19 protein-coding genes are annotated in these 19,527 nt (G+C 62.2%); 6 read left to right on the forward strand and 13 right to left on the reverse strand.

Annotation, left to right across the window (positions count from 1 at the left end; all coding sequences use genetic code 11):
• Nucleotides 1-5: 5 nt before the first annotated feature.
• The 4 genes from AC1Q61_RS26575 to AC1Q61_RS26590 are packed head-to-tail and all read right to left on the reverse strand — an operon-like array spanning nucleotide 6 to nucleotide 2,597.
• Nucleotides 6-1,187, reverse strand: a complete 1,182-nt coding sequence (locus AC1Q61_RS26575) for a lipid-transfer protein (RefSeq protein ID WP_030535711.1) — start codon at nucleotides 1,185-1,187, stop codon at nucleotides 6-8.
• On the reverse strand, nucleotides 1,184-1,597 hold the full coding sequence (locus tag AC1Q61_RS26580; RefSeq protein WP_492651246.1) for a hotdog family protein: 414 nt from the start codon (nucleotides 1,595-1,597) through the stop codon (nucleotides 1,184-1,186). Before AC1Q61_RS26580 ends, AC1Q61_RS26575 begins: the two co-directional genes overlap by 4 nt.
• Nucleotides 1,594-2,022 (reverse strand): Zn-ribbon domain-containing OB-fold protein, encoded by a 429-nt coding sequence (locus tag AC1Q61_RS26585; RefSeq protein ID WP_030535713.1) that lies wholly within the window; start codon nucleotides 2,020-2,022, stop codon nucleotides 1,594-1,596. The genes AC1Q61_RS26580 and AC1Q61_RS26585 overlap by 4 nt, the downstream gene beginning before the upstream one ends.
• Nucleotides 2,019-2,597, reverse strand: coding sequence for an FAS1-like dehydratase domain-containing protein (locus AC1Q61_RS26590; protein WP_030535714.1), 579 nt, complete (start codon nucleotides 2,595-2,597; stop codon nucleotides 2,019-2,021). The genes AC1Q61_RS26585 and AC1Q61_RS26590 overlap by 4 nt, the downstream gene beginning before the upstream one ends.
• A 65-nt stretch (nucleotides 2,598-2,662) precedes the next feature.
• Between AC1Q61_RS26590 and AC1Q61_RS26595 the strand changes: the two genes are divergently transcribed.
• Nucleotides 2,663-3,376: a TetR/AcrR family transcriptional regulator gene (locus tag AC1Q61_RS26595; RefSeq protein ID WP_181991975.1), complete on the forward strand. Its 714-nt coding sequence runs from the start codon at nucleotides 2,663-2,665 to the stop codon at nucleotides 3,374-3,376.
• On the opposite strand, the gene AC1Q61_RS26600 is transcribed toward AC1Q61_RS26595, so the two are convergent.
• The 4 genes from AC1Q61_RS26600 to AC1Q61_RS26615 all read right to left on the reverse strand — a co-directional run bounded on the left by AC1Q61_RS26600 (nucleotide 3,363) and on the right by AC1Q61_RS26615 (nucleotide 6,462).
• Complete coding sequence (locus AC1Q61_RS26600; protein ID WP_007731537.1) at nucleotides 3,363-4,835, reverse strand: MFS transporter; 1,473 nt, start codon at nucleotides 4,833-4,835, stop codon at nucleotides 3,363-3,365. The two genes, AC1Q61_RS26595 and AC1Q61_RS26600, sit on opposite strands and share 14 nt — an antisense overlap.
• Before the next feature lie 86 nt (nucleotides 4,836-4,921).
• On the reverse strand, nucleotides 4,922-5,491 hold the full coding sequence (locus AC1Q61_RS26605) for a TetR/AcrR family transcriptional regulator (RefSeq protein WP_042447770.1): 570 nt from the start codon (nucleotides 5,489-5,491) through the stop codon (nucleotides 4,922-4,924).
• A complete protein-coding gene (gene recR, locus AC1Q61_RS26610; protein ID WP_003943917.1) occupies nucleotides 5,491-6,111 on the reverse strand; it encodes a recombination mediator RecR in 621 nt (206 codons plus the stop codon). The genes AC1Q61_RS26605 and recR overlap by 1 nt, the downstream gene beginning before the upstream one ends.
• A gap of 12 nt (nucleotides 6,112-6,123) precedes the next feature.
• The gene (locus tag AC1Q61_RS26615; protein WP_003943929.1) at nucleotides 6,124-6,462 is read right to left on the reverse strand and encodes a YbaB/EbfC family nucleoid-associated protein; all 339 of its coding nucleotides are present in this window, start codon (nucleotides 6,460-6,462) and stop codon (nucleotides 6,124-6,126) included.
• A gap of 109 nt (nucleotides 6,463-6,571) precedes the next feature.
• Between AC1Q61_RS26615 and AC1Q61_RS26620 the strand changes: the two genes are divergently transcribed.
• From AC1Q61_RS26620 to AC1Q61_RS26630, 3 genes are all read left to right on the forward strand, one after another.
• Nucleotides 6,572-7,372: an Rv3717 family N-acetylmuramoyl-L-alanine amidase gene (locus AC1Q61_RS26620; RefSeq protein ID WP_030535716.1), complete on the forward strand. Its 801-nt coding sequence runs from the start codon at nucleotides 6,572-6,574 to the stop codon at nucleotides 7,370-7,372.
• An 84-nt stretch (nucleotides 7,373-7,456) separates the two neighbouring features.
• Entirely contained in the window at nucleotides 7,457-7,753 is a 297-nt protein-coding gene (locus AC1Q61_RS26625) for a hypothetical protein (RefSeq protein ID WP_030535717.1), read from the forward strand.
• Nucleotides 7,753-9,264, forward strand: coding sequence for an alpha/beta hydrolase (locus tag AC1Q61_RS26630; protein ID WP_215515602.1), 1,512 nt, complete (start codon nucleotides 7,753-7,755; stop codon nucleotides 9,262-9,264). The genes AC1Q61_RS26625 and AC1Q61_RS26630 overlap by 1 nt, the downstream gene beginning before the upstream one ends.
• Nucleotides 9,265-9,318: 54 nt before the next feature.
• On the opposite strand, the gene AC1Q61_RS26635 is transcribed toward AC1Q61_RS26630, so the two are convergent.
• Nucleotides 9,319-9,753, reverse strand: coding sequence for an SRPBCC family protein (locus AC1Q61_RS26635; protein ID WP_003943959.1), 435 nt, complete (start codon nucleotides 9,751-9,753; stop codon nucleotides 9,319-9,321).
• 338 nt (nucleotides 9,754-10,091) lie between these two features.
• On the opposite strand from AC1Q61_RS26635, the gene AC1Q61_RS26640 reads away from it, so the two are divergent.
• Both AC1Q61_RS26640 and AC1Q61_RS26645 read left to right on the forward strand, forming a co-directional pair.
• A complete protein-coding gene (locus tag AC1Q61_RS26640) occupies nucleotides 10,092-11,495 on the forward strand; it encodes an FAD-binding oxidoreductase (protein ID WP_042447764.1) in 1,404 nt (467 codons plus the stop codon).
• Nucleotides 11,492-12,793, forward strand: a complete 1,302-nt coding sequence (locus AC1Q61_RS26645; RefSeq protein ID WP_003943932.1) for a class I SAM-dependent methyltransferase — start codon at nucleotides 11,492-11,494, stop codon at nucleotides 12,791-12,793. The genes AC1Q61_RS26640 and AC1Q61_RS26645 overlap by 4 nt, the downstream gene beginning before the upstream one ends.
• 36 nt (nucleotides 12,794-12,829) lie before the next feature.
• Here the strand turns inward: AC1Q61_RS26645 and AC1Q61_RS26650 are convergent, their stop codons facing one another.
• From AC1Q61_RS26650 to AC1Q61_RS26665, 4 genes are all read right to left on the reverse strand, one after another.
• On the reverse strand, nucleotides 12,830-13,867 hold the full coding sequence (locus AC1Q61_RS26650; protein WP_064111960.1) for a type IV toxin-antitoxin system AbiEi family antitoxin domain-containing protein: 1,038 nt from the start codon (nucleotides 13,865-13,867) through the stop codon (nucleotides 12,830-12,832).
• Nucleotides 13,868-14,007: 140 nt separating this feature from the next.
• Nucleotides 14,008-16,149 carry a 3-hydroxyacyl-CoA dehydrogenase NAD-binding domain-containing protein gene (locus AC1Q61_RS26655; RefSeq protein ID WP_003943799.1) on the reverse strand — a complete coding sequence of 714 codons (2,142 nt, stop codon included), beginning with the start codon at nucleotides 16,147-16,149 and terminating at the stop codon, nucleotides 14,008-14,010.
• Nucleotides 16,150-16,194: 45 nt separating this feature from the next.
• Nucleotides 16,195-17,409: an acetyl-CoA C-acetyltransferase gene (locus AC1Q61_RS26660; RefSeq protein ID WP_007731553.1), complete on the reverse strand. Its 1,215-nt coding sequence runs from the start codon at nucleotides 17,407-17,409 to the stop codon at nucleotides 16,195-16,197.
• Nucleotides 17,410-17,631: 222 nt separating this feature from the next.
• Nucleotides 17,632-19,443, reverse strand: coding sequence for a multicopper oxidase family protein (locus tag AC1Q61_RS26665; protein ID WP_073512838.1), 1,812 nt, complete (start codon nucleotides 19,441-19,443; stop codon nucleotides 17,632-17,634).
• Nucleotides 19,444-19,527 lie beyond the last annotated feature (84 nt).

Raw genomic sequence — 19,527 nt, forward strand, 5'->3', positions numbered from 1 at the left:
CAGATTCAGCGATCTGCCGAGAGGACGAGCGCACTGTGCGGGACGGGAGAGCCGCCGGTCACGAGCACGTTGTCCAGAGTTTTGGTGGGTTGATTGGTGGAGGTGCCGCGGATCAGGCGTACACCTTCGGCAATGCCGTTGACGCCGTGGATGTATCCCTCACCGAGTTGGCCACCGTGGGTGTTGATCGGCAGGCGACCGTCCAGCTCGAGATTGCCGTCGGCGATGAAGTCTTTGGCCTCGCCCCGACCGCAGAATCCGTACTCCTCGAGTTGAAGCAGGACCATCGGGGTGAAAGCGTCGTAGAGAATTGCGGCATCGATGTCGTCCGGGCCGATACCGGCCTGGTCCCACAGTTGGCGCGCCACGAGTTCGACTTCCGGCATGCTGTCGATGTCGTCGCGGTAGTAGCTGCTCATCGAAATCTGTTGCGGACCTACACCTTGCGCAGCGCCACTGATGACCGCAGGTTTGTGCGGCAGGTCGCGGGCGCGCTCCGCACTGACGATCACCAGCGCCTGTCCGCCGTCACTTTCCTGGCAGCAGTCGAGCAGGCGGATGGGATCGGCGATCATGCGTGAGTTCTGATGGTCCTCGATAGTGATCGGGCGTTCGTAGAACCAGGCCTTGGGGTTGTTCGCCGCATGCTTGCGTGAGAGGACCGAGATCTGGCCGAAGTCGGCGCTTGTTGCCCCGTACTTGTGCATGTACAGCTTGGCGAGGAAGGCTTCCTGCTGCGCCGGGGTCAGAAGCCCGTACGGGTTGATCCAGTTCCGATACTCCTGGTCCGTCGACGCGTTGTACGCAAAAGGTGGCGGGCCGGCGCCGAATCGGTGACCTGATCTTTCGTTGAAGGCACGGTAGACGACCACAACGTCGGCAACTCCGCTGGAGACGGCAAGCGCTGCTTGTTGAACCGGTGCGCAGGCACCGCCGCCGCCGTGTGGAATTCGACTGAAGAACGTCAATTCCGGGATCCCGAGGGCGCGTGCGACCGCAATCTCAGGATTGTTCTCCATGGTGAACAGCGCAAATCCGTTCACCTCTTCTGCCTCGATGTGAGCGTCGTCGAGTGCGGCGATCACGGATTCGCACGCCAACTGCCATTCGCTACGGCCGGAGTTCTTGGAGAACTCGGTTGCGCCGATTCCGGCGATGGCTGCTTGCCTCGAAAATCCTCGTGTCATGCGATTACCCTTTCCACCGGTTCGAGAGTCACGTCGGCCGTCACGTGTGTTCCACGGGCGTTTTTCCCGAGAACCGTCACGGTGAGCGCCCGGCCGTCTGTGGCGGTGACCTTGCCGGTGAATGTCATGGTGTCTCCGGGGAAGTTCGGAACACCAAGCCGTAGTGATGTTTTGACGATCCGTGACGCCGGGCCGGACCAGTCGGTGATGTAGCGGTCGATGAGCCCGTTGGTGGTGTTGATGCTCATGAAGATGTCGGGAGTTCCGCGATCCTGTGACTTGCCCGGATCGTGATGCACGTCCTCGAAATCCTGAGAAGAGATCGCGGTGGCGACGATCAGCGTTCGATCCAACGGCAATTCGAGGCTGGGGAGGACCGAACCCACTTCGCAGTCAATCAATTTCGTCATTGCACCGAACCCCGTCGCCTCAGTTGCGGCAGCATCTCGCCGTGAGCGTGCTCGGAGAAGGTCACTTCGAGTTCCATGCCGAAGTCGAGTTCCTCGTGATCGATCCCCGCGATGTCGGCAACCAGACGCGTGCCTTCTTCGAGATCGACGAGTCCGACGGCGAGTGGGTACTCGAAAGCAGGATCCTTCGGGTGATGGATGACCGTGAAGCTGTGCAGCGTGCATCGTCGCGTGGATTCGACTGTGTCCCAACTGAACGAGCGGCATTCCGGGCACGCGGGTGCGGGTGGGTGGCGCAGTGTCTTGCAATCCGCACACCGTTGGATCTCGAGGCGACCCTCTTTGGCCGCAGAGAAGAAGAAATCGTTGTCGTCGGTGACGGTCAGTCTCGGAACAGCGGTGTTGCGGGAGCCAGTCTCGCTCATGCGATTACCTCCTGGACTTCGAGTTGAGTATCTGTCTGGGCATCTGGTTTGAACCTGAGCAATCGAAAACGCTCTTCGACCAGCGTCTTTCCGCCCTGGTCGACGTACTTCTTGAACAGAGTGATGAAGCACCCGTGACCGAGAGCCGTCTGTTTGAACGGCGAGATCGCTTCGATGATGAAATGCGCGGTGACGTGGTCACCGGGGCTCAGCTCCGCGAAATACTCCTGCTCGACGTTGGTCGCGACAACGGAGGTGTATCCGGCCTCGTCCAACAGCGCCAGCAGTCGTGAATAGGCGAAGTCCTCGGAGACTCCGTCGGCACGAAGTTGCTGGACCTGCCGATAACGTCGGTAACCCGCCATCACCCAGGTCGAGATCATGGCGGGCGGACAGACGACGTCTCGACGACCGGTACTGCGGGCGGCCTCGGCGTCGACGTAGATCGGGTTGCGGTCGTCGTGCGCCTCGACCCAGTTGCGGATCATCGCCTCGTTGACGGCGTAGCGGGCGACGCGGGGTGGTTCGGCCTCTGTGCCGATGAAATTCGGAAACTGCGTCTGCAGGCTCTGCACTGAAATCCTCCGTGAACGAAAGTTGAGCAAGCGCTTGATTCTGAAGCTAGCATAGGAATCCGGAAGTGGAAACACGCGATCTCACCGACGAATTGGTTCGAGCCGGAGCTATCGGGCAGGATTGCGCTACGTTCGACGCCGGCAGCCCGGCACCCCCGAAACCCTGCCCTGAGCAGGACCGACAACCAGTGGAGATTTCAGTGGCATCACCAGATCGTCGGGAGAAGATCCTGGAGAGCTCAGCCGAGCTGTTTGCCAGAAAGGGTGTCGCCACCACGACCGTTCGCGAGATCGGCGACGCCGCCGGTGTGTTCTCGGGCAGCCTCTACCACTACTTCAAGTCGAAGAATGCGATAGTTGCCGAGCTCATGCGCGGCTTCATCACCGACATTCAGCTCCGCTTCGATCAGGTGGAGAAGACGGCAAACGACCCCGAGGAAGTCCTGCGCGGCTTGATCCGCGAGACGCTGGTCGTCATCGAACTACACCCGCACCCGACGGCGATCTACCAGAACGATCGGGCTTATCTTCGCGACAACGATCTCCTGCAATCCGTCGACGGGCCTTCCCGCCAAGTCCGCGAGCATTGGATGAAAGCGATTGCCGAAGGCGTCGATCAGGGAATCTTCCGCAAAGACGTGGCACCGGAAATTTTCTATCGATCGGTACGAGACACCTTGTGGTCGACAACGCATTGGCCGGATCGCCAGAAGTACACCACCGACGAGTTCGCGGATCTGATGATCATGCTCTTCCTCTCGGGATTCAGGGTCGCCTGACCAGATCCGGCAAATCCAGATGTTTCGGGGTTCGTCCCTGCGGCAACAGGATCGACACCGCGAACACGACCACCGCGCAGCCCGCGCACACCAGGTAGGCGACGGAGAATCCGGTCCACGATGTGGAATGTTCCGAACCGCTGATCACGAATGCAGCGAGAATGGTTGCCACCGTCGCACTGCAGATCGTGCTTCCGGACGTCCGCAGAAGTGAGTTCACCCCGTTGGCAGCCGCCAGTCGCTGACGAGGCACGGCAACCAGAATCAGCAGCGAGAGCGTGCTGTACACGATGGCAGTCCCGACCGCTGTGATACCCAGTGCTGCAACCACTCCCCACAGCGGCTTACCGGCAACGGCGTGAATCCCGTACCCGCCGGCGAGGAACACGGCGCCGGTCAACATCGCGGTCCGTGAACCGAAGCGGTCGGTGATACGCACCGCAACCGGTGAGAACAGCACCATCGCGATACTCGCCGGAATCTGGCAGAGCGCTGCCGCGATGATCGACAGGCCGTACCCGGCACCCGGCCCCTTCATCCCCTGCAGCAGTTGTGTGGTGATCAGTGTGTTCCCGAAAAACGCGAACCCGACCAGCAGAGCCGCCAGATGCGGGATCAACACCGCACGTTTCACGAGAGCACGGACGTCGACCAGCGGATTGACGTTGCGCCGCTGTTGAATTACCCAGAGCGTGAACAGCACCGCCGACGCGGCCAGCATGGAGATCACCGCTCCACTGGTCCACCCCCAACTCGACCCCTGAGTGATCGGCACAAGCAGAGCAATCATCGCGGCGCTCAGACCAACCGCCCCGACGCCGTCGAATCTTCCCGACGGATTCGGCTCGGACTCTCGAATGAACAGCACCGCAGCAAGAGTCACGGACAGCCCGATGGCGGTGGTTACCCAGAACAGGACGTGCCAGTTCGAGTACTGCGCGATCATCGCGGAAAACGGTATGCCCAAAGCGGTTCCGACGCCGAGCGTCGAACTCATCATGGCCACTGCGCCGTTGACCTTGTTGCGTGGCAATTCGTCACGGAGCATGGAGATTCCGATGGGGATGACTGCCGACCCGGCCCCCTGCAACGCTCTCGCGAAGATGAGGACAGCGATGTCCGACGACAGCGCACACAACATCGAGCCGAGAGTCATCATCGAGAAAGCAACCAGAAGCATCTTCTTCTTGCCGAACATGTCGGCGAGTCGACCGAAGATGGGAGTGACGACAGCGCCGACCAGCAGCGTGACGGTCACCAGCCAGGACACGGCCGTGCGTCCAGCGCCGGTGAAGTGCGGCAACTCCGGCAGCAGTGGAACGATGACCGTCTGCAGAACAGCCTGGAACACTGCGGCGGCGACAACGATGGGGAACAGGAAGCGGGAGCGCGGCTGCGCGAGTCCCGCATCGGAGGTGGTGACTGCAGGCGTGCCCGGCGGACGGTCGAGCGTCGTCACCCCACACCGCCTGTTCTCACTAGGTAAATATCCGTTCACCTACATTAGGTGAACGGATATTTACCTAGCAAGAATTGTGACGCCGCTCACCCGTCGAGCAGCTTTTGCACCAGCGGTGCGTACAGCGCAACCACCTCGTCCTGGGTGCCGGTGGCATGGCCGGCCATCATCCGTCGGCGCATGATCGCCACTCCGACCACCATCGACATCGCCAGTTCCGCGCGCAATCTCGCGTCGGGGCCGGACAGGCGACCGGCGAGGGTGTCGATCATCTGCGTCGAATAGTTCTCGCGCAGCTTGCGGTTGCTCTCTTCACTGACGCCGCTCATGAACAACAAGCTCATGGACAGCGGCTTGTACGACTCCAGCGGCTTGGTGAACAGCGAGACCATGCGCTCGCCGAGCGAGTCGTTCGGGGCGTCGAAGACCGTGACCGCCGCTGCCCGGAAGTCGACCAACTCGTCGTACAACTGCTCTTTGGAACCGAAGTACTTGATGATCAGAGGCGCGCTGACGCCTGCGTCTTCGGCGATGTCCTTGAGCGTGATTTCGCGGTACGGCCGAGTCGCGAATGCTTTCCCGGCCGACGCGATGATCTGCGCACGCGTCTGCTCGGACGTACGACGCACCTGCTGACCTTGCTCCGTGCCGCTCATCAAGCGTTCCGCGACAATTCACGACGGCCGGACAATGCCCGACCCAGCGTCAACTCGTCTGCGAATTCGAGATCGCCACCCATCGGAAGACCCGAAGCCAACCGAGACACCGTCAGCCCCGGAATGTCTCGCATCATGCGAACGAGATAGGTAGCTGTCGCCTCACCCTCCGTGTTGGGGTCGGTGGCGATGATGACCTCGGACACGTCGACGCCGTCCTCCTGATTTGCGATGCGAGCCAACAACTCCCGGATACGCAACTGGTCAGGCCCGATCCCCGAGAGCGGATTGAGCGCACCGCCGAGCACGTGATAGCGACCCTTGAACTCACGGGTGCGCTCGACGGCCTGGACGTCCTTCGGTTCCTCCACGACGCAGATCACCGTGCGATCGCGACGTGCGTCGGCGCAGATGCGGCACTTCTCCTGATCGGAGACAGTTCCGCACACCGTGCAGAACTGAACGCCGTCACGGATGCGCTGCAATGCATTTTTCAAACGGTCGATCTCGGGAGGCTCCACGGAGAGCAGGTGAAAAGCGATGCGTTGAGCGCTCTTCGGCCCGACTCCGGGAAGCTTCCCGAGTTCGTCGATCAGATCCTGAACCGGACCTTCGTACACGCGTTCTCGTTTCTAGAAGCCGGGGAGACCGGGAAGGCCTCCGCCGAGTCCGCCGGCCAACGGGCCGAGCTTCTCAGCAGCGACTTCCTGTGCCTTGCGCGAAGCGTCCTCGATCGCGCCGATCACCAGATCCTGCAGCGTCTCGACATCTTCGGGGTCGACGACCTTGGGATCGATCTGCAGACCGACAACCTCGCCGGTGCCCTTGACAGTGGCGACAACCAGTCCGCCACCGGCCTGACCGGTCACTTCGGCCTGAGCCATTTCCTGCTGCGCCGCCATCAATTGCTGCTGCATCTGCTGAGCCTGAGCCAACAGAGCAGACATGTCGGGTGCTCCACCTGGTTGCACGAGCGGTCCTTTCTACAGAGTTATCCCCACCAGCGTAGTCGGTGCGCGCTACCGTGAGCGGGTGCGCCGGAACCAGTCAGACACCGTAAAACCATCAAGAGGGTCAAACATGGCATCACGTGTGTTCCGCTCCACTGCCCTGATCGCCGTGGTCGGGGCCGGGCTTCTGAGCGCTGCGTGCACGATTCCGACCGAGACTGCCGAGGCCACGACTTCGGTCGAGGTGTCTCCGCTGAGCACTGTCGCCGCTGACGTCCCCGCTGCGCTCACCGGCAAGGTCGTCTTCCTCGATCCCGGGCACAGCGGGGCGAACGACGACAGCATCAACACCCAGGTCCCCACGGGCCGCGGCGGCACCAAGAACTGCCAGACCACCGGCACCAACACCGATGCCGGGTTCCCCGAGCACACCTTCAACTGGGAAGTCGCGAGCCTGGTCAAGAGCGAACTCGAAGGCCAAGGCGCCACAGTGGTCCTGAGTCGACCGGACGACATCAGCGTCGGATCTTGCGTCGACGCACGCGCCGAAGCTGCCAATTCCTCCGGCGCCGACGTAGTGGTGAGCATTCACGCGGACGGCGCAGCAGCCGGAGCCGAGGGCTTCCACGTCTGCTACTCCGCGCCCCCGCTGAACACGGTGCAGGCCGGCCCGTCCGTCGCCTTTGCCGAAACCATGCGCGACTCACTCGTCACCGCCGGGCTCACCCCGTCGACCTACATCGGTGACGACGGGCTGGCACCACGCGCCGATCTGACGGGACTCAATCTGTCGCAGCGGCCGTCGATTCTGGTCGAACTCGGCAACATGCGAAATGCCGACGAGGCAGCGCGCATGACGAGCCCGGACGGTCAGCAGGAATATGCGTCCGCCGTCACCAGCGGAGTCACCGCCTTCCTCACAACCCCCTGACCTGTCTTCTGTGGAGAAATTCCACTTGTCCACAGGTATGTCGGCACCGCCGAGGTAGCCCGCTCACCTGGATACGGTTCTGCCATGGGGCCGATACTTCAGGTAGATTTCGCTGCTCTGCAGCAACTTTCAGCTGATCTGTCTCGAATTGCGGATCAGATCTCGGGGATCGATTCCGCCGGCCCGATTTTCGAAGCCGCGGCGGCCCTGAACTCGTCCGCTGTCGCGGCTGTGTCGACTGGGAATGCCGGCATCATCGCCGACGCGTACCGGCACCTGGCTACGCAATTGGGACTCATGGCGTCGGGAACCGCTGCCGCAGCACGTCTGTACGACGCTGCCGAGGGCGAAGTGGTGTCCGAACTGCGCGGAGCCTACTGATGCAGCCCACCGTCTCTCAGCTTCGAACGTGGTCACCGGAGAAATTGCGCACAAGCGCTTCGGAACTGATCGACATCGACCGGCAGATCGAAGTCCTCGGCAATGACGCCGGACGCAGCATCGACGCCGTCCGCGAATTCTGGCAGGGACAAGCGTCGAGCGCAGCCGCAGTGCAGTGGTCTGGCATCTCGCTTTCCTCGTCGCGGCTGTCGATTGCAGTTCGCGTAGTTGCGGATCTGTATGCCGGAGCGTCCAATACGATCGGTGCGGCGCGAAAATCAGTTCTGGACCTGGTCGAGGAGGCGACTCTCGAACACGGCTTGACGGTGTCAGACAGTGGAGCGGTATCGGCACCTGAGACGAAGCAGCCGTGGAATCTGGCCGACGCCATGCAAGATTCCGAAAACGACACGGCTGCAAAGGTTTTTCAGCAGAAGATCTCCACTGCATTGACGGCACTCGACGACGAAGACAACCGGGCCGCGACTGCTCTGGGTGCGGCATTCCGAGAGATCGGATCACTCCTTGGCAATCAGCCTGATCGCCTCGACCGCACTGTCCTCGACATCCTCGACGGGAGGTCGACACTCCCCGGGACACCAACGGAGCTACACCGACTCTGGGAATCGCTCACGCCCAACGAGAAAGACGCGTTGGCGAGGTGGGATCCGTCCATCGGTAGCCGGGACGGCCTTCCCGCTCTGGACCGGGACTACTACAACCGGCGGTACCTCTCTGCGCTCGAGCAGTTGCCGGATCGAACGGTAGCTGCCGGATACACGGCCGTGCGCGGCGAACTTCGACCGGACACGTTCCTTCTCTCGGTCACGGATGGGCATGCCGTCGTGGCAGTCGGTAATCCCGATGCCGCCGGCAACGTCGCAACACTGGTTCCCGGAACCGGCTCCGGGCTGTCGGGCGTCGGCGGAGACCTGCAACGAACCAAGGCCATGTACGACGCGGCGGTCAGGGCGGCGCCAACGGAAGCCACATCAGTGATCCTGTGGTCCGGATACGACGCTCCCCCAGGCATTCCCGACGCAGCCTCGGATCGGTACGCCACCTCCGCAGCGCCGAGGCTCGACAGCTTCCAGGACGGGTTACGAACCTCGCATGACGGCCCGCCTTCGCACAACGTGGTGATCGGTCATTCCTACGGCAGCACCGTCATCGGTGCTGCGACTACCCGTGGCGCTTCTCTCGACGTCGACGAACTGGTTTTTGTCGCAAGCCCCGGCGTCGATGCCGAGCGCGTGAACGAACTGAGCCTGGACGGCGTCGACTCGGACGAGGTGGCTCACCATGTTCATTCGACGACGGCCTTCTGGGATCCGGTCCAATTGATCCCCAAGATCCTCGGAGTCCACGGGTTCGACCCGTCGGATCCGGAATTCGGCGCGCAGGTATTCACCGGATCTCCCGGGGAGCCTGGGTTCGGAGTTCACAGCGATTACTGGGAAAGCGGAAACCCCGCACTCACCGAATTGGGGCGGATCATTACCGGCCCGTGAAAGAAGGCGCCGTACCGGTGAAGGTACGACGCCATCTCGGTGATGCAGGATCGGTTAGACGAGTTCGCGCTTGAGGTTGTCCAGGACCTGGGCCTGGATGCGCTGCAGACCCTTCGGAGCGAACGTGCGCTCGAAGAAGCCGCCGATACCGGTGGCACCCTGCCACTGGGTGAGCGTCGTCACCGTCGTTCCGGTGCCGTTGGGGGCAACGGTCCAGGTGGTGACGAGGCTGGAGTTCGCGTCCTTCTCGGTGATGACGTTGCCGTCGACCGTCACTGTCGCCTTGACGTTGCGCGAGCGCTTTTCCGTCGCCTTGAGCGTCCACTGCGCGACGGTTCCGTCACCCTGGCCACCTTCGACGACCTTGTAGTCGAGGTACTGCTCGGACAGGATTCGCGGGCGAACCGTCTCGTAGTCCGAGAGCGCCGCGAGCACCTTGTCGGGTGCTGCTGTGACGACTGTCGAACTCATTGCATTGACCTGACCCATATGCCCTACGTCTCCTTGCTCGACCAACGCGGCTCGATACCGCGAATGACTACCCGAATCCGCACCTCGAACTGCGCAGATATTCCTTTCCATACTGCCTGCTGCGCCCGGGTATCTCGACCATCTACCCATTCCGTGTGAGCTGGTTCACCACTCGGAGCATTTACCGAGTTCGATTGCAACAACTCGATCAAATTCGGGCATTAATACCCCTCCGGATAGCTTGCACACGCAACTACCGATAGCGTCAGGGTGTGACTCTCTCGTTCAATGGGGTAGTTCAGAAGTTAGATCGAATCCGGACAAAGCAAGGCCCGGGTTCCGATGCTGCGCGTGAAATGGGGTTCGAGCAGCACAGAGAAGGCGTCGAACGCCTACTCGCGTCATACCGCGCCATTCCCGCCGATGCTTCTGTACGCCTGGCAAAGAAGACATCCAATCTGTTCCGCGCTCGCGCCAAGACGTCGGCCCCCGGCCTCGACGTCAGCGGTCTGGCAGGTGTCATCGCCGTCGATGCGCAGGCGCGCACAGCCGACGTCGCCGGCATGTGCACGTACGAGGACCTCGTCGACGCGACGCTGCCCTACGGGCTGGCGCCCCTGGTCGTGCCTCAACTCAAGACCATCACCCTGGGCGGTGCGGTGACCGGCCTGGGCATCGAGTCCACCTCGTTCCGCAACGGCCTGCCGCACGAGTCGGTACTCGAAATCGACGTACTGACCGGAAGCGGCGAGATCATCACCGCAACACCGGACGGCGAACACGCCGAACTGTTCTTCGGTTTCCCCAATTCCTACGGCACCCTTGGCTATTCGACGCGATTGAAGATCGCACTCGAACCCGTCAAGAAGTACGTCGCCTTGCGCCACGTGCGCTTCGATTCGTTGAAGAAACTCGAAGAAACGATGGATCGCATCGTCACCGAGCGCGAGTACGACGGGATCGCCGTCGACTATCTCGACGGGGTGGTCTTCACCGATTCCGAGAGCTACCTCACACTCGGCGCGCAAACCGACGAGGAAGGCCCGGTCAGCGATTACACCGACCAGGACATCTTCTACCGGTCGATCCAGCATTCGTCACTCACCCAGCCCAAGACGGATCGCTTGACCATTCGCGACTACCTGTGGCGCTGGGACACCGACTGGTTCTGGTGCTCACGAGCTTTCGGTGCACAGAACCCGAAGATCCGGCGCTTCTGGCCCAAGCAGTACCTGCGCAGCAGCTTCTACTGGAAGCTGATCGCCCTCGACCACAAGTACGACATCGGAGATCGCCTCGAAAAGCGCAAGGGCAAGCCCCCGCGCGAACGCGTCGTCCAGGACGTCGAGGTACCCATCGAACGAACCGCGGACTTCGTCTCGTGGTTCCTCGAGGAAATCCCGATCGAACCACTGTGGTTGTGCCCGTTGCGTCTTCGCGAGCCAAGCCCTGCCGCCGCTTCTGCATCACGGCCGTGGCCCCTCTACCCCCTCGAACCCAAGCGCACCTACGTCAACATCGGCTTCTGGTCTTCGGTGCCGATCGTTCCCGGTGAGCGCGAGGGGGCAGCAAATCGACTGATCGAAGAAAAGGTCAGCGATTTCGACGGACACAAATCGCTCTACTCCGACTCCTACTACTCGAAGGAAGACTTCGAGGAGCTGTACTACGGCGGCGACCGGTACATCGGACTCAAGGAACGCTACGACCCGAAATCCCGTTTATTGGATCTATTCTCTAAGGCGGTGCAACGTAAATGACCACGTTCAAAGACTCCAAAAGCCAGGACAAGCTCTCTATTGCCGAGATTCTCGAGACGCTTTCCGACGGCATGCTGCCGCTTCGATTCACCGCGTACGACGGCAGCACCGCCGGCCCCGAAGATGCCGACTACGGACTGCACCTCAAGTCGACTCGCGGAACCACTTATCTCGCAACAGCTCCCGGCGACCTCGGCATGGCCCGCGCGTACGTCTCCGGCGATCTCGAAGCCGAGGGCGTCCACCCCGGTGATCCGTACGAGATCCTGCGCATCATGGGTGACGAACTCCACCTCAAGCGCCCGTCCGCACTGACGCTCGCCAGCATCACGCGCTCCCTGGGCTGGGATCTGTTGCGGCCCATCGCCCCGCCGCCCCAGGAACATCTCCCTCGGTGGCGTCGCGTCGCAGAAGGACTGCGTCACTCCAAGACTCGTGACGCCGAAGTCATCCATCACCACTACGACGTCTCCAACACCTTCTACGAGTACGTCCTCGGCCCGTCCATGACGTACACCTGTGCCGCTTACGACAATGCGGAACAGACGCTCGAAGAAGCCCAGGAGAACAAGTACCGCCTGGTGTTCGAGAAGCTCGGACTCCAGAAGGGCGATCGACTTCTCGACATCGGCTGTGGCTGGGGCTCGATGGTCCGCTACGCGGCCAGGCGCGGCGTCAAGGTGATCGGCGTGACTCTCTCTCGCGAGCAAGCGGATTGGGCACAGAAGGCCATCGAGGACGAGGGCCTCGCCGATCTCGCCCAGGTCCGTTTCTCCGACTACCGCGACGTGGCCGAGACCGGATTCGACGCAGTGTCCTCCATCGGCCTGACCGAGCACATCGGCGTCGGAAACTACCCGGCGTACTTCGAGTTCCTCAAGGGCAAGCTGCGTGAGGGTGGGCGTCTGCTCAACCACTGCATCACCCGTCCGGACAACCGAAGCAGCGCCAAAGCAGGCGGATTCATCGACCGGTACGTCTTCCCTGACGGGGAGCTCACCGGTTCGGGTCGCATCATCTCCGAGATCCAGAACGTCGGCCTCGAGGTGCGTCACGAAGAGAACCTTCGCGAGCATTACGCACTGACGCTCGCCGGATGGTGCCAGAATCTCGTCGACAACTGGGACGCGTGCGTCGCCGAGGTCGGCGAAGGAACCGCCCGCGTCTGGGGCCTGTACATGGCCGGCTCACGACTCGGGTTCGAGCGCAATGTCGTTCAGCTGCACCAGGTTCTGGCCGTGAAGCTCGGCCCCAAGGGTGAGGCGCATGTGCCGCTTCGCCCGTGGTGGAAGGCCTAGGGGCAAAGCCCCTGTGCGCCTTTTTGGTAGTCGGCACTACCAAAAAGGCGCACAGGTGCCGCAGGCACCCGACTGCGTCCTCACCCAGCCTCCGCGCCGCAAGACCGTCTCCACTTCATGTGCAACCTGGCACGGGGTCTTCATCACCTCGTCGAATCCGTAGACCAACCGCGGACGACCTGCCAGCTCTGCCGCATTGTCACGGCGGCGATCACGAAATGCCACTTCTGCCATGGAATGCGCCCACCGACCGTCGAGACGCACGATCAGCGGCACATTGACTTCGCTGTAATCGCAGTCCTCGTACAGCGTGCGGCCGTCGACGCGGACCGGAGACTGGCGTCTGGCCGACGGCAACCCGTGCGCCTGCTCCACGTCGACCGCATAGTGGTATTCGAGCGTTGACTGCACCCCGTCTGCCAGGAGTCGTACCGCATCGGAAAGCGCGCCCTTGAATCGATGTGGTGTTCGTTCGTCAATCCGACGACGCACATCGTTCAACGGAATTCGCGCATTTGTCACCGTGGTGATGAGTGAAACGTAGGCGCTTCGCGCTGTGGATTCGGCGGTCGCAAGATCAATCGCGGTATCCGCCCGCGACGTTCGAGGTATGACTGACGGCACGCCGATGTATCGGTGGGCTCGGGAGCGGTGGACGACTACCCCGGGGTGAACCACGCCACCCACTCTGACAAGTGCACCCGACGTTCGCGCTGGAACTCGGCGGATTGTCGCGGACTGACAGCGAGCGGACTTGCCGTAGGGCACGGTGACATGGACTGGCTTGTCTGCGTCGATGCGACGCATTCCCCATTCCTCAGCTGCAGTGTCGTGGCTCAGAATCGCTTGCGCGCCACCATAAAGCCAAGCGGCGTTCAAGATCATTTCTCTGGTGAGCGGGCCAGCGGTCACTGCATACACGCCTTGTAGAACGCGCTGCCATTCGCCGCGGTCCAGAAAGTTCCGCAGCATCCCTCGGTTGTATCCGAATGACGAGAGTTGCTGTTGCCGTACCAGACCGGATTGCGCATCGAGAATCCGGAGAAACTCGCTTCCACCATGAGACGTAGTCATGGCACCAAGCGTCAGGCCGAACTCCGACAGGACTGACGTGAAATTCGCTGTCGGAGTTCGTCTGTGGATATCTCACAAGCTGGGGATAAACCCCTGTGCGCCTTTTTGGTAGCCGTAACTACCAAAAAGGCCCACGGGGGCTATGCCCCTAGCGAAGCCGGCGGGGTGAACCGCGGGCCGTACTGCGCAGCGAGTTCCTTTGCACGAGCGACGAAGCCGGCCGTGCCGCCCTCGTAACCGACGATGAACTGGTGAACGCCACCGGTCCAGGCCGGGAATCCGATGCCCATGATGGAGCCGATGTTGGCGTCCGCCGTGGTGATCAGGACGTTCTCGTCGAAGCACTTCTGCGTCTCGATCGCCTCGATGAACAGCATGCGGTCGATGAGGTCCTGGATCGGGGCGTCGGAGGTTCCGGAGTTGAAGTTCTCGCGGAGTCCGGACCACAGGCCGGTGCGCTTGCCCTCGGCGTAATCGTAGAAGCCGGCTCCACCGAGCTTGCCCTTACGATCGAACTTCTCGACGAGGGTGTTGATGACCTCGCCGGCCGGATCTGCCGGCAGTTCCTTGCCTTCGGCCTTGGCGGCGTCGGCAGATTCCTTGCGGATCTTTTGCATGAGGGTGAGGTTGAGCTCGTCCGAAAGCTGAAGCGGCGCAGCCGGGTAACCAGCCTGCATACCGGCCTGCTCGATGGTGGCAGGCTCGACGCCCTCGGCGAGCATGCCGATGGCCTCGTTGATGAAGGTGCCGATGACACGCGAGGTGAAGAAGCCACGCGAGTCGTTGACCACGATCGGCGTCTTGCGGATCGCCTGGACGTAGTCGAACACGCGAGCCAGAGTCTCGTCGGAAGTCTTCTCACCGCGGATGATCTCCACCAGCGGCATCTTGTCGACGGGCGAGAAGAAGTGGATCCCGATGAAGTCTTCCTGACGCTTCACGCCGGTGGCGAGACCCGTGATGGGCAGCGTCGAGGTGTTCGAGCCCAGCAGTGCCTTGGGATCGACGATGTCCTCGATCTCCTGGAACACCTTGTGCTTGAGTTCCTGGCTCTCGAAGACTGCTTCGATGACGAAGTCGACGCCGGCGAAATCTGCCGGGTCAGCCGTCGGGGTGATCTTGGCGAGGAGTGCGTCGGACTTCTCCTGCGTGGTCTTGCCGCGCGAGAGTGCCTTGGCCTCAATGCCTTCGGCGTACGCCTTGCCCTTGTTGGCAGCCTCGATGCTGACGTCCTTGAGGACGACGTCGAAGCCGGCCTTCGCGGAGACGTACGCGATGCCCGCGCCCATCATGCCTGCGCCGAGGACGCCGACCTTCTTGATGGTGGACTTCTCGATGCCTGCCGGACGTGAACCGCCGCCGTTGATCGACTGCAGGTCGAAGAAGAACGCCTGGATCATGTTCTTCGCGACGCGGCCGGTCACCAGCGAGGTGAAGTAGCGAGCCTCGATGAGCAGCGCGTTGTCGATGTCGACCTGCGAGCCTTCGACGGCTGCGGCCATGATGGCGCGCGGAGCCGGCATCGGAGCGCCCTTGAGCTGCTTACGCAGGTTCGCGGGGAACGCCGGAAGGTTGGCAGCGAATGCCGGAGTGGACGGAGTTCCGCCAGGGATCTTGTAGCCCTTGACATCCCACGGCTGAACGCCGCCTTCGGGGTTGGCCTTGATCCATGCCTTCGCAGCCGGAACCAGTTCTTCTACCGAGCCGACGACCTCGTCGATGAGGCCGACTTCCTTGGCCTGAACGGGTCCACGCTGCTGCCCCTGGAGCAGGACGCCCATGAGCGCGTTCTGCAGGCCGAGCATCCGCACGGTGCGCACGACGCCGCCGCCGCCGGGCAGCAGGCCGAGGGTGACCTCGGGCAGGCCGATCTTGACTCCCTTGACGTCTGCCGCGATGCGGTGGTGGGTCGCGAGAGCGATCTCGAGGCCGCCGCCGAGTGCCGCGCCGTTGATGGCGGCGACGACCGGCTTGCCGAGAGTTTCGAGGCGACGCAGGTCTGCCTTGATCTCGACGCTGTGGTTGTAGATCTCCTCGGCCTGCTCGGGGCCGACCTTGATCATGTTCTTGAGGTCGCCACCGGCGAAGAAGGTCTTCTTGCCGGAAGTGATGACGGCACCGGTGATGGAGTCCTTCTCGGCGACCAGACGGTCGACGGTGGCCTTCATCGACGCGATGTACGCGTCGTTCATGGTGTTTGCGCCCTGGTTGGGATCATTGATGGTGAGCACGACGATGCCGTCGGCGTCCTGGTCCCAGTTGATGATGTTCTGATCAGTCACTTTGCTTGACTCCTGGTAAGCCTCGTTGGAAGGACGGACGCCGCGTCAGACGCGCTCGATGATGGTGGCAACGCCCATACCGCCGCCGATGCACAGGGTGATGAGGGCGCGCTTGCCGCCACGACGCTCGAGCTCGTCGACCATCGTTCCGGTGATCATCGCGCCGGTTGCACCGAGGGGGTGGCCCATGGCGATAGCGCCGCCGTTGACGTTGAGCTTCTCGTCCGGGATGTTCAGGTCCTTCTGGAACTTCAGGACGACGGAAGCGAATGCCTCGTTGATCTCGAAGAGGTCGATGTCGTCGACCGTCAGGCCGGCAGCTGCCAGAACCTTCTTCGACGCCGGCGTCGGGCCGGTGAGCATGATGGTGGAGTCGGCGCCGCTGGTGGCGGTGGCGACGACGCGAGCGCGCGGCGTCAGACCCATGTCCTTGCCGGCCTGCTCGCTACCGACGAGCACGAGGGCAGCGCCGTCGACGATTCCCGAGCTGTTGCCGCCGTGGTGAACGTGGTTGATCTTCTCGACCCAGTGGTACTTCTGCAGCGACACGGCGTCGAATCCGCCGATTTCACCGATCACACCGAACGCGGGAGCCAAGCCGGCGAGGTTCTCTGCCGTGGTGCCCGGACGCATGTGCTCGTCGTTGTCGAGGATGGTGATGCCGTTGATGTCCTTGACCGGCACTACCGACTTGGCGAAGTATCCGCCGGTCCACGCCTTGGCGGCGAGGTCCTGCGAGCGCACGGCGTATGCGTCGACGTCGTCACGCGAGAAGCCCTCGATGGTGGCGATGAGGTCTGCGCCGACGCCCTGCGGCACGAAGTAGTTGTCGTAGTTGGTGGCGGGGTCGAGTGCCCACGGTCCACCGTCGGATCCCATCGGAACGCGGGACATCGACTCGACGCCACCGGCAATCACCAGTTCGTCCCAGCCGGACCGAACCTTCTGAGCAGCCATGTTCACGGCCTCGAGGCCGGAAGCGCAGAAACGGTTGAGCTGAACGCCACCGACGGTGTCGGGCAGTCCTGCATCGTTGACTGCAACGCGGGCGATGTCCATTCCCTGATCGCCAACGGGGGTGACGACGCCCAGGATGAGGTCGGAGATCCGGTCCTCGTCGAGGTCGGGAAAGCGCACGCGCAGTTCCTGGATCAGACCCGTGACCAGCGAGATCGGCTTGACCGAGTGCAACGACCCGGTCTTCTTGCCGCGGCCTCGCGGGGTACGGATGGCTTCATAAATGAATGCCTCTGTGGTCACTGTGAGGTGTTCCTTCCGTGTAATTCGTCGAACCGGTCTGCAGATCGTCCGCGCCACCTTCGGTGGTGACGCATGGCCGAGGTACAGACCTCAGCCCTTTCACTGTAGAACGTGTTCCAAATTCATGGGAAGGACCGAAGCGATCCTGCTAGGTGACCGAGGTGATCAGGTGCGCGAACGCCTGCCCGCTTCGGTTCATTTCGGGTGCGCCCCCGGAAGCACTCACGGCACGATGCGATACGGCAACATCATGTCGTGATCTTCGTGATCGAGTAGATGGCAATGCCACACGTATCCCTGGAGTCGACCAGAATCAGCCATATCGTGGCGCCCACCGCCCGTCATCCCACTACCCGTCATCACACCGCTCGGAAGACGATCGAACATCGCGTCGGGATCGAAACCCAGCTCATCCGCGGTGGGGAATCGCACGATGATCCGGGTGACAGTGCCGCCGTCCACCCTCACGGTGTCCTTCATCCCCGCTTCCCACGGCGCCGGCGCGATCATCGGCCCCGCCTCGAACCCGTCGGGCGACGGAGTCCACTTGTTGCCGATCACCGGCTGCGGATGGCGGATCAAGTACTCCAGCGTCCGCATCGGTGTTCTGCCGAGAATCCGGAAATTCACCAGGTGCAGGTGTATCGGATGCGGGTCCGGCGTGGTGTTGACGATGTTCCACTGCTCGACGGTGCCTTGCCGCGGCCTCTCGACGTCCGTGGTGCTGAACGTCAGGTTGTTCAGCGTCATCTGAGCCGGTGGATTCCGCAGTTCCAGTTGCTGGCTCACCGTCACCGTGCGAATTACCGTCGGCTGCTCCAACGGGGCGAGAACGTCACGTTGCCGGCGCCCACCGCGCAGTTGCGACGGAACACCACCGGTGAATCCGCGCCTGGCGTCACCGCGGAACCGGCAGAACAGCGGCATCGTCACTTCACCGATGACAGCGGCGGGTAGCGGGGGCGCCTCGTCGTTGCGAAGCTCCACCGTCGAACCCTCCGACAGTCCGGTGAAATCGACGAGGAGGTCGTACCGCTCCCCCGGTGCGCAGCGGAAGGCATTGACCGCGACGGGCGCGTCGAGCATTCCGGCGTCGTTGCCGATGACCCAGAACGTCATCATGTTCGAGAAGTGAAGATTCCACACACTTGCCGACGACGCATTGACGATGCGGAAGCGGTAAAGGCCCCGAGCCACAGCCAGTTCCGGCCACACCTTGCCGTTGACCAAGCCGACGTCGCCCACCGCGCCGCCTTCCCACGATCCTTCCGGGATCAAGATGGTGGATCGGCCGTTCTGGGCGCCTGTCGGCGTGAAGATCTTCTCCTGCAGGATCAACGGGATCTCGAATTCCTCGGCCGGCAACCCCAACGGATTTCCCAGTTTGCCGGTGTCGAATTCATCCCTGATCAGATAGTTGCCGATCAGACCGGCGTAGACGTTGAGCCGGGTGATGCCCATCGCGTGATCGTGATACCAGAGGTGGGCGGCTTCCTGACCGTGCAAAAAGTGATGCATCGCAGCCTGTCCCGGCATCACCAGCAGCTCCGGATGGCCGTCGCTCTCAGGTGAAGTGACTCCTCCGTGCAAGTGCAACGACGTCGGCGGGTTAGCGCGAAAGTCTGCCTGCATTCCATGCAGCGTCATATCCATGTCCGCTGCCAACGGATGTCCGGTCAGATCGTTCTCGAACGTCAACATGATCGGCTCGCCGGAATGCGCCTCGACGGTAGGGCCCAGATAACCGCCACCGATCTCTCCGCTGCGGTACGACAGTGCTGGGGACGAGGGAAAATCCCGATGAAAGGCATGTTGCCCCACTTGCGCTGTCAGTGTGATCTCGTTTCCGGAAAGCGTTGACAACGAATGTAGTTCGTCACAGAACGGCTCGAACTCCGGCGAATGAAAAATCAACGGAGACTCGATATCCACACTCCCCGCCGGAGCAGCACCTGCCTTTGCACCCAAAGCAACAGCCGCTGTGCCGACTACCGACCCTTTCAGAACCGATCTTCTGGAAACCCCGATACCCATACATTCCCCTCCCCATCGAAACGGGTTGCGTTCTCCCGCAAGGAAAACGCAACCCGTCTCTCCACTTCGATCTCGGAAAATCCC

The sequence above is a fragment of the Rhodococcus sp. MPR-R1B genome (assembly GCF_058793255.1).

Excerpts from the sequence above, each read along its gene's own strand:
- AC1Q61_RS26650 (WP_064111960.1), bottom strand. The coding sequence starts at position 13,867 with ATGACTACGTCTCATGGTGGAAGCGAGTTTCTCCGGATTCTCGATGCG.
- AC1Q61_RS26630 (WP_215515602.1), top strand. The coding sequence starts at position 7,753 with ATGCAGCCCACCGTCTCTCAGCTTCGAACGTGGTCACCGGAGAAATTG.
- AC1Q61_RS26645 (WP_003943932.1), top strand. The coding sequence starts at position 11,492 with ATGACCACGTTCAAAGACTCCAAAAGCCAGGACAAGCTCTCTATTGCC.
- AC1Q61_RS26580 (WP_492651246.1), bottom strand. The coding sequence starts at position 1,597 with ATGACGAAATTGATTGACTGCGAAGTGGGTTCGGTCCTCCCCAGCCTC.
- AC1Q61_RS26605 (WP_042447770.1), bottom strand. The coding sequence starts at position 5,491 with ATGAGCGGCACGGAGCAAGGTCAGCAGGTGCGTCGTACGTCCGAGCAG.
- AC1Q61_RS26585 (WP_030535713.1), bottom strand. The coding sequence starts at position 2,022 with ATGAGCGAGACTGGCTCCCGCAACACCGCTGTTCCGAGACTGACCGTC.
- AC1Q61_RS26620 (WP_030535716.1), top strand. The coding sequence starts at position 6,572 with ATGGCATCACGTGTGTTCCGCTCCACTGCCCTGATCGCCGTGGTCGGG.
- AC1Q61_RS26665 (WP_073512838.1), bottom strand. The coding sequence starts at position 19,443 with ATGGGTATCGGGGTTTCCAGAAGATCGGTTCTGAAAGGGTCGGTAGTC.
- AC1Q61_RS26635 (WP_003943959.1), bottom strand. The coding sequence starts at position 9,753 with ATGGGTCAGGTCAATGCAATGAGTTCGACAGTCGTCACAGCAGCACCC.
- AC1Q61_RS26640 (WP_042447764.1), top strand. The coding sequence starts at position 10,092 with ATGGGGTTCGAGCAGCACAGAGAAGGCGTCGAACGCCTACTCGCGTCA.
- AC1Q61_RS26625 (WP_030535717.1), top strand. The coding sequence starts at position 7,457 with ATGGGGCCGATACTTCAGGTAGATTTCGCTGCTCTGCAGCAACTTTCA.
- AC1Q61_RS26575 (WP_030535711.1), bottom strand. The coding sequence starts at position 1,187 with ATGACACGAGGATTTTCGAGGCAAGCAGCCATCGCCGGAATCGGCGCA.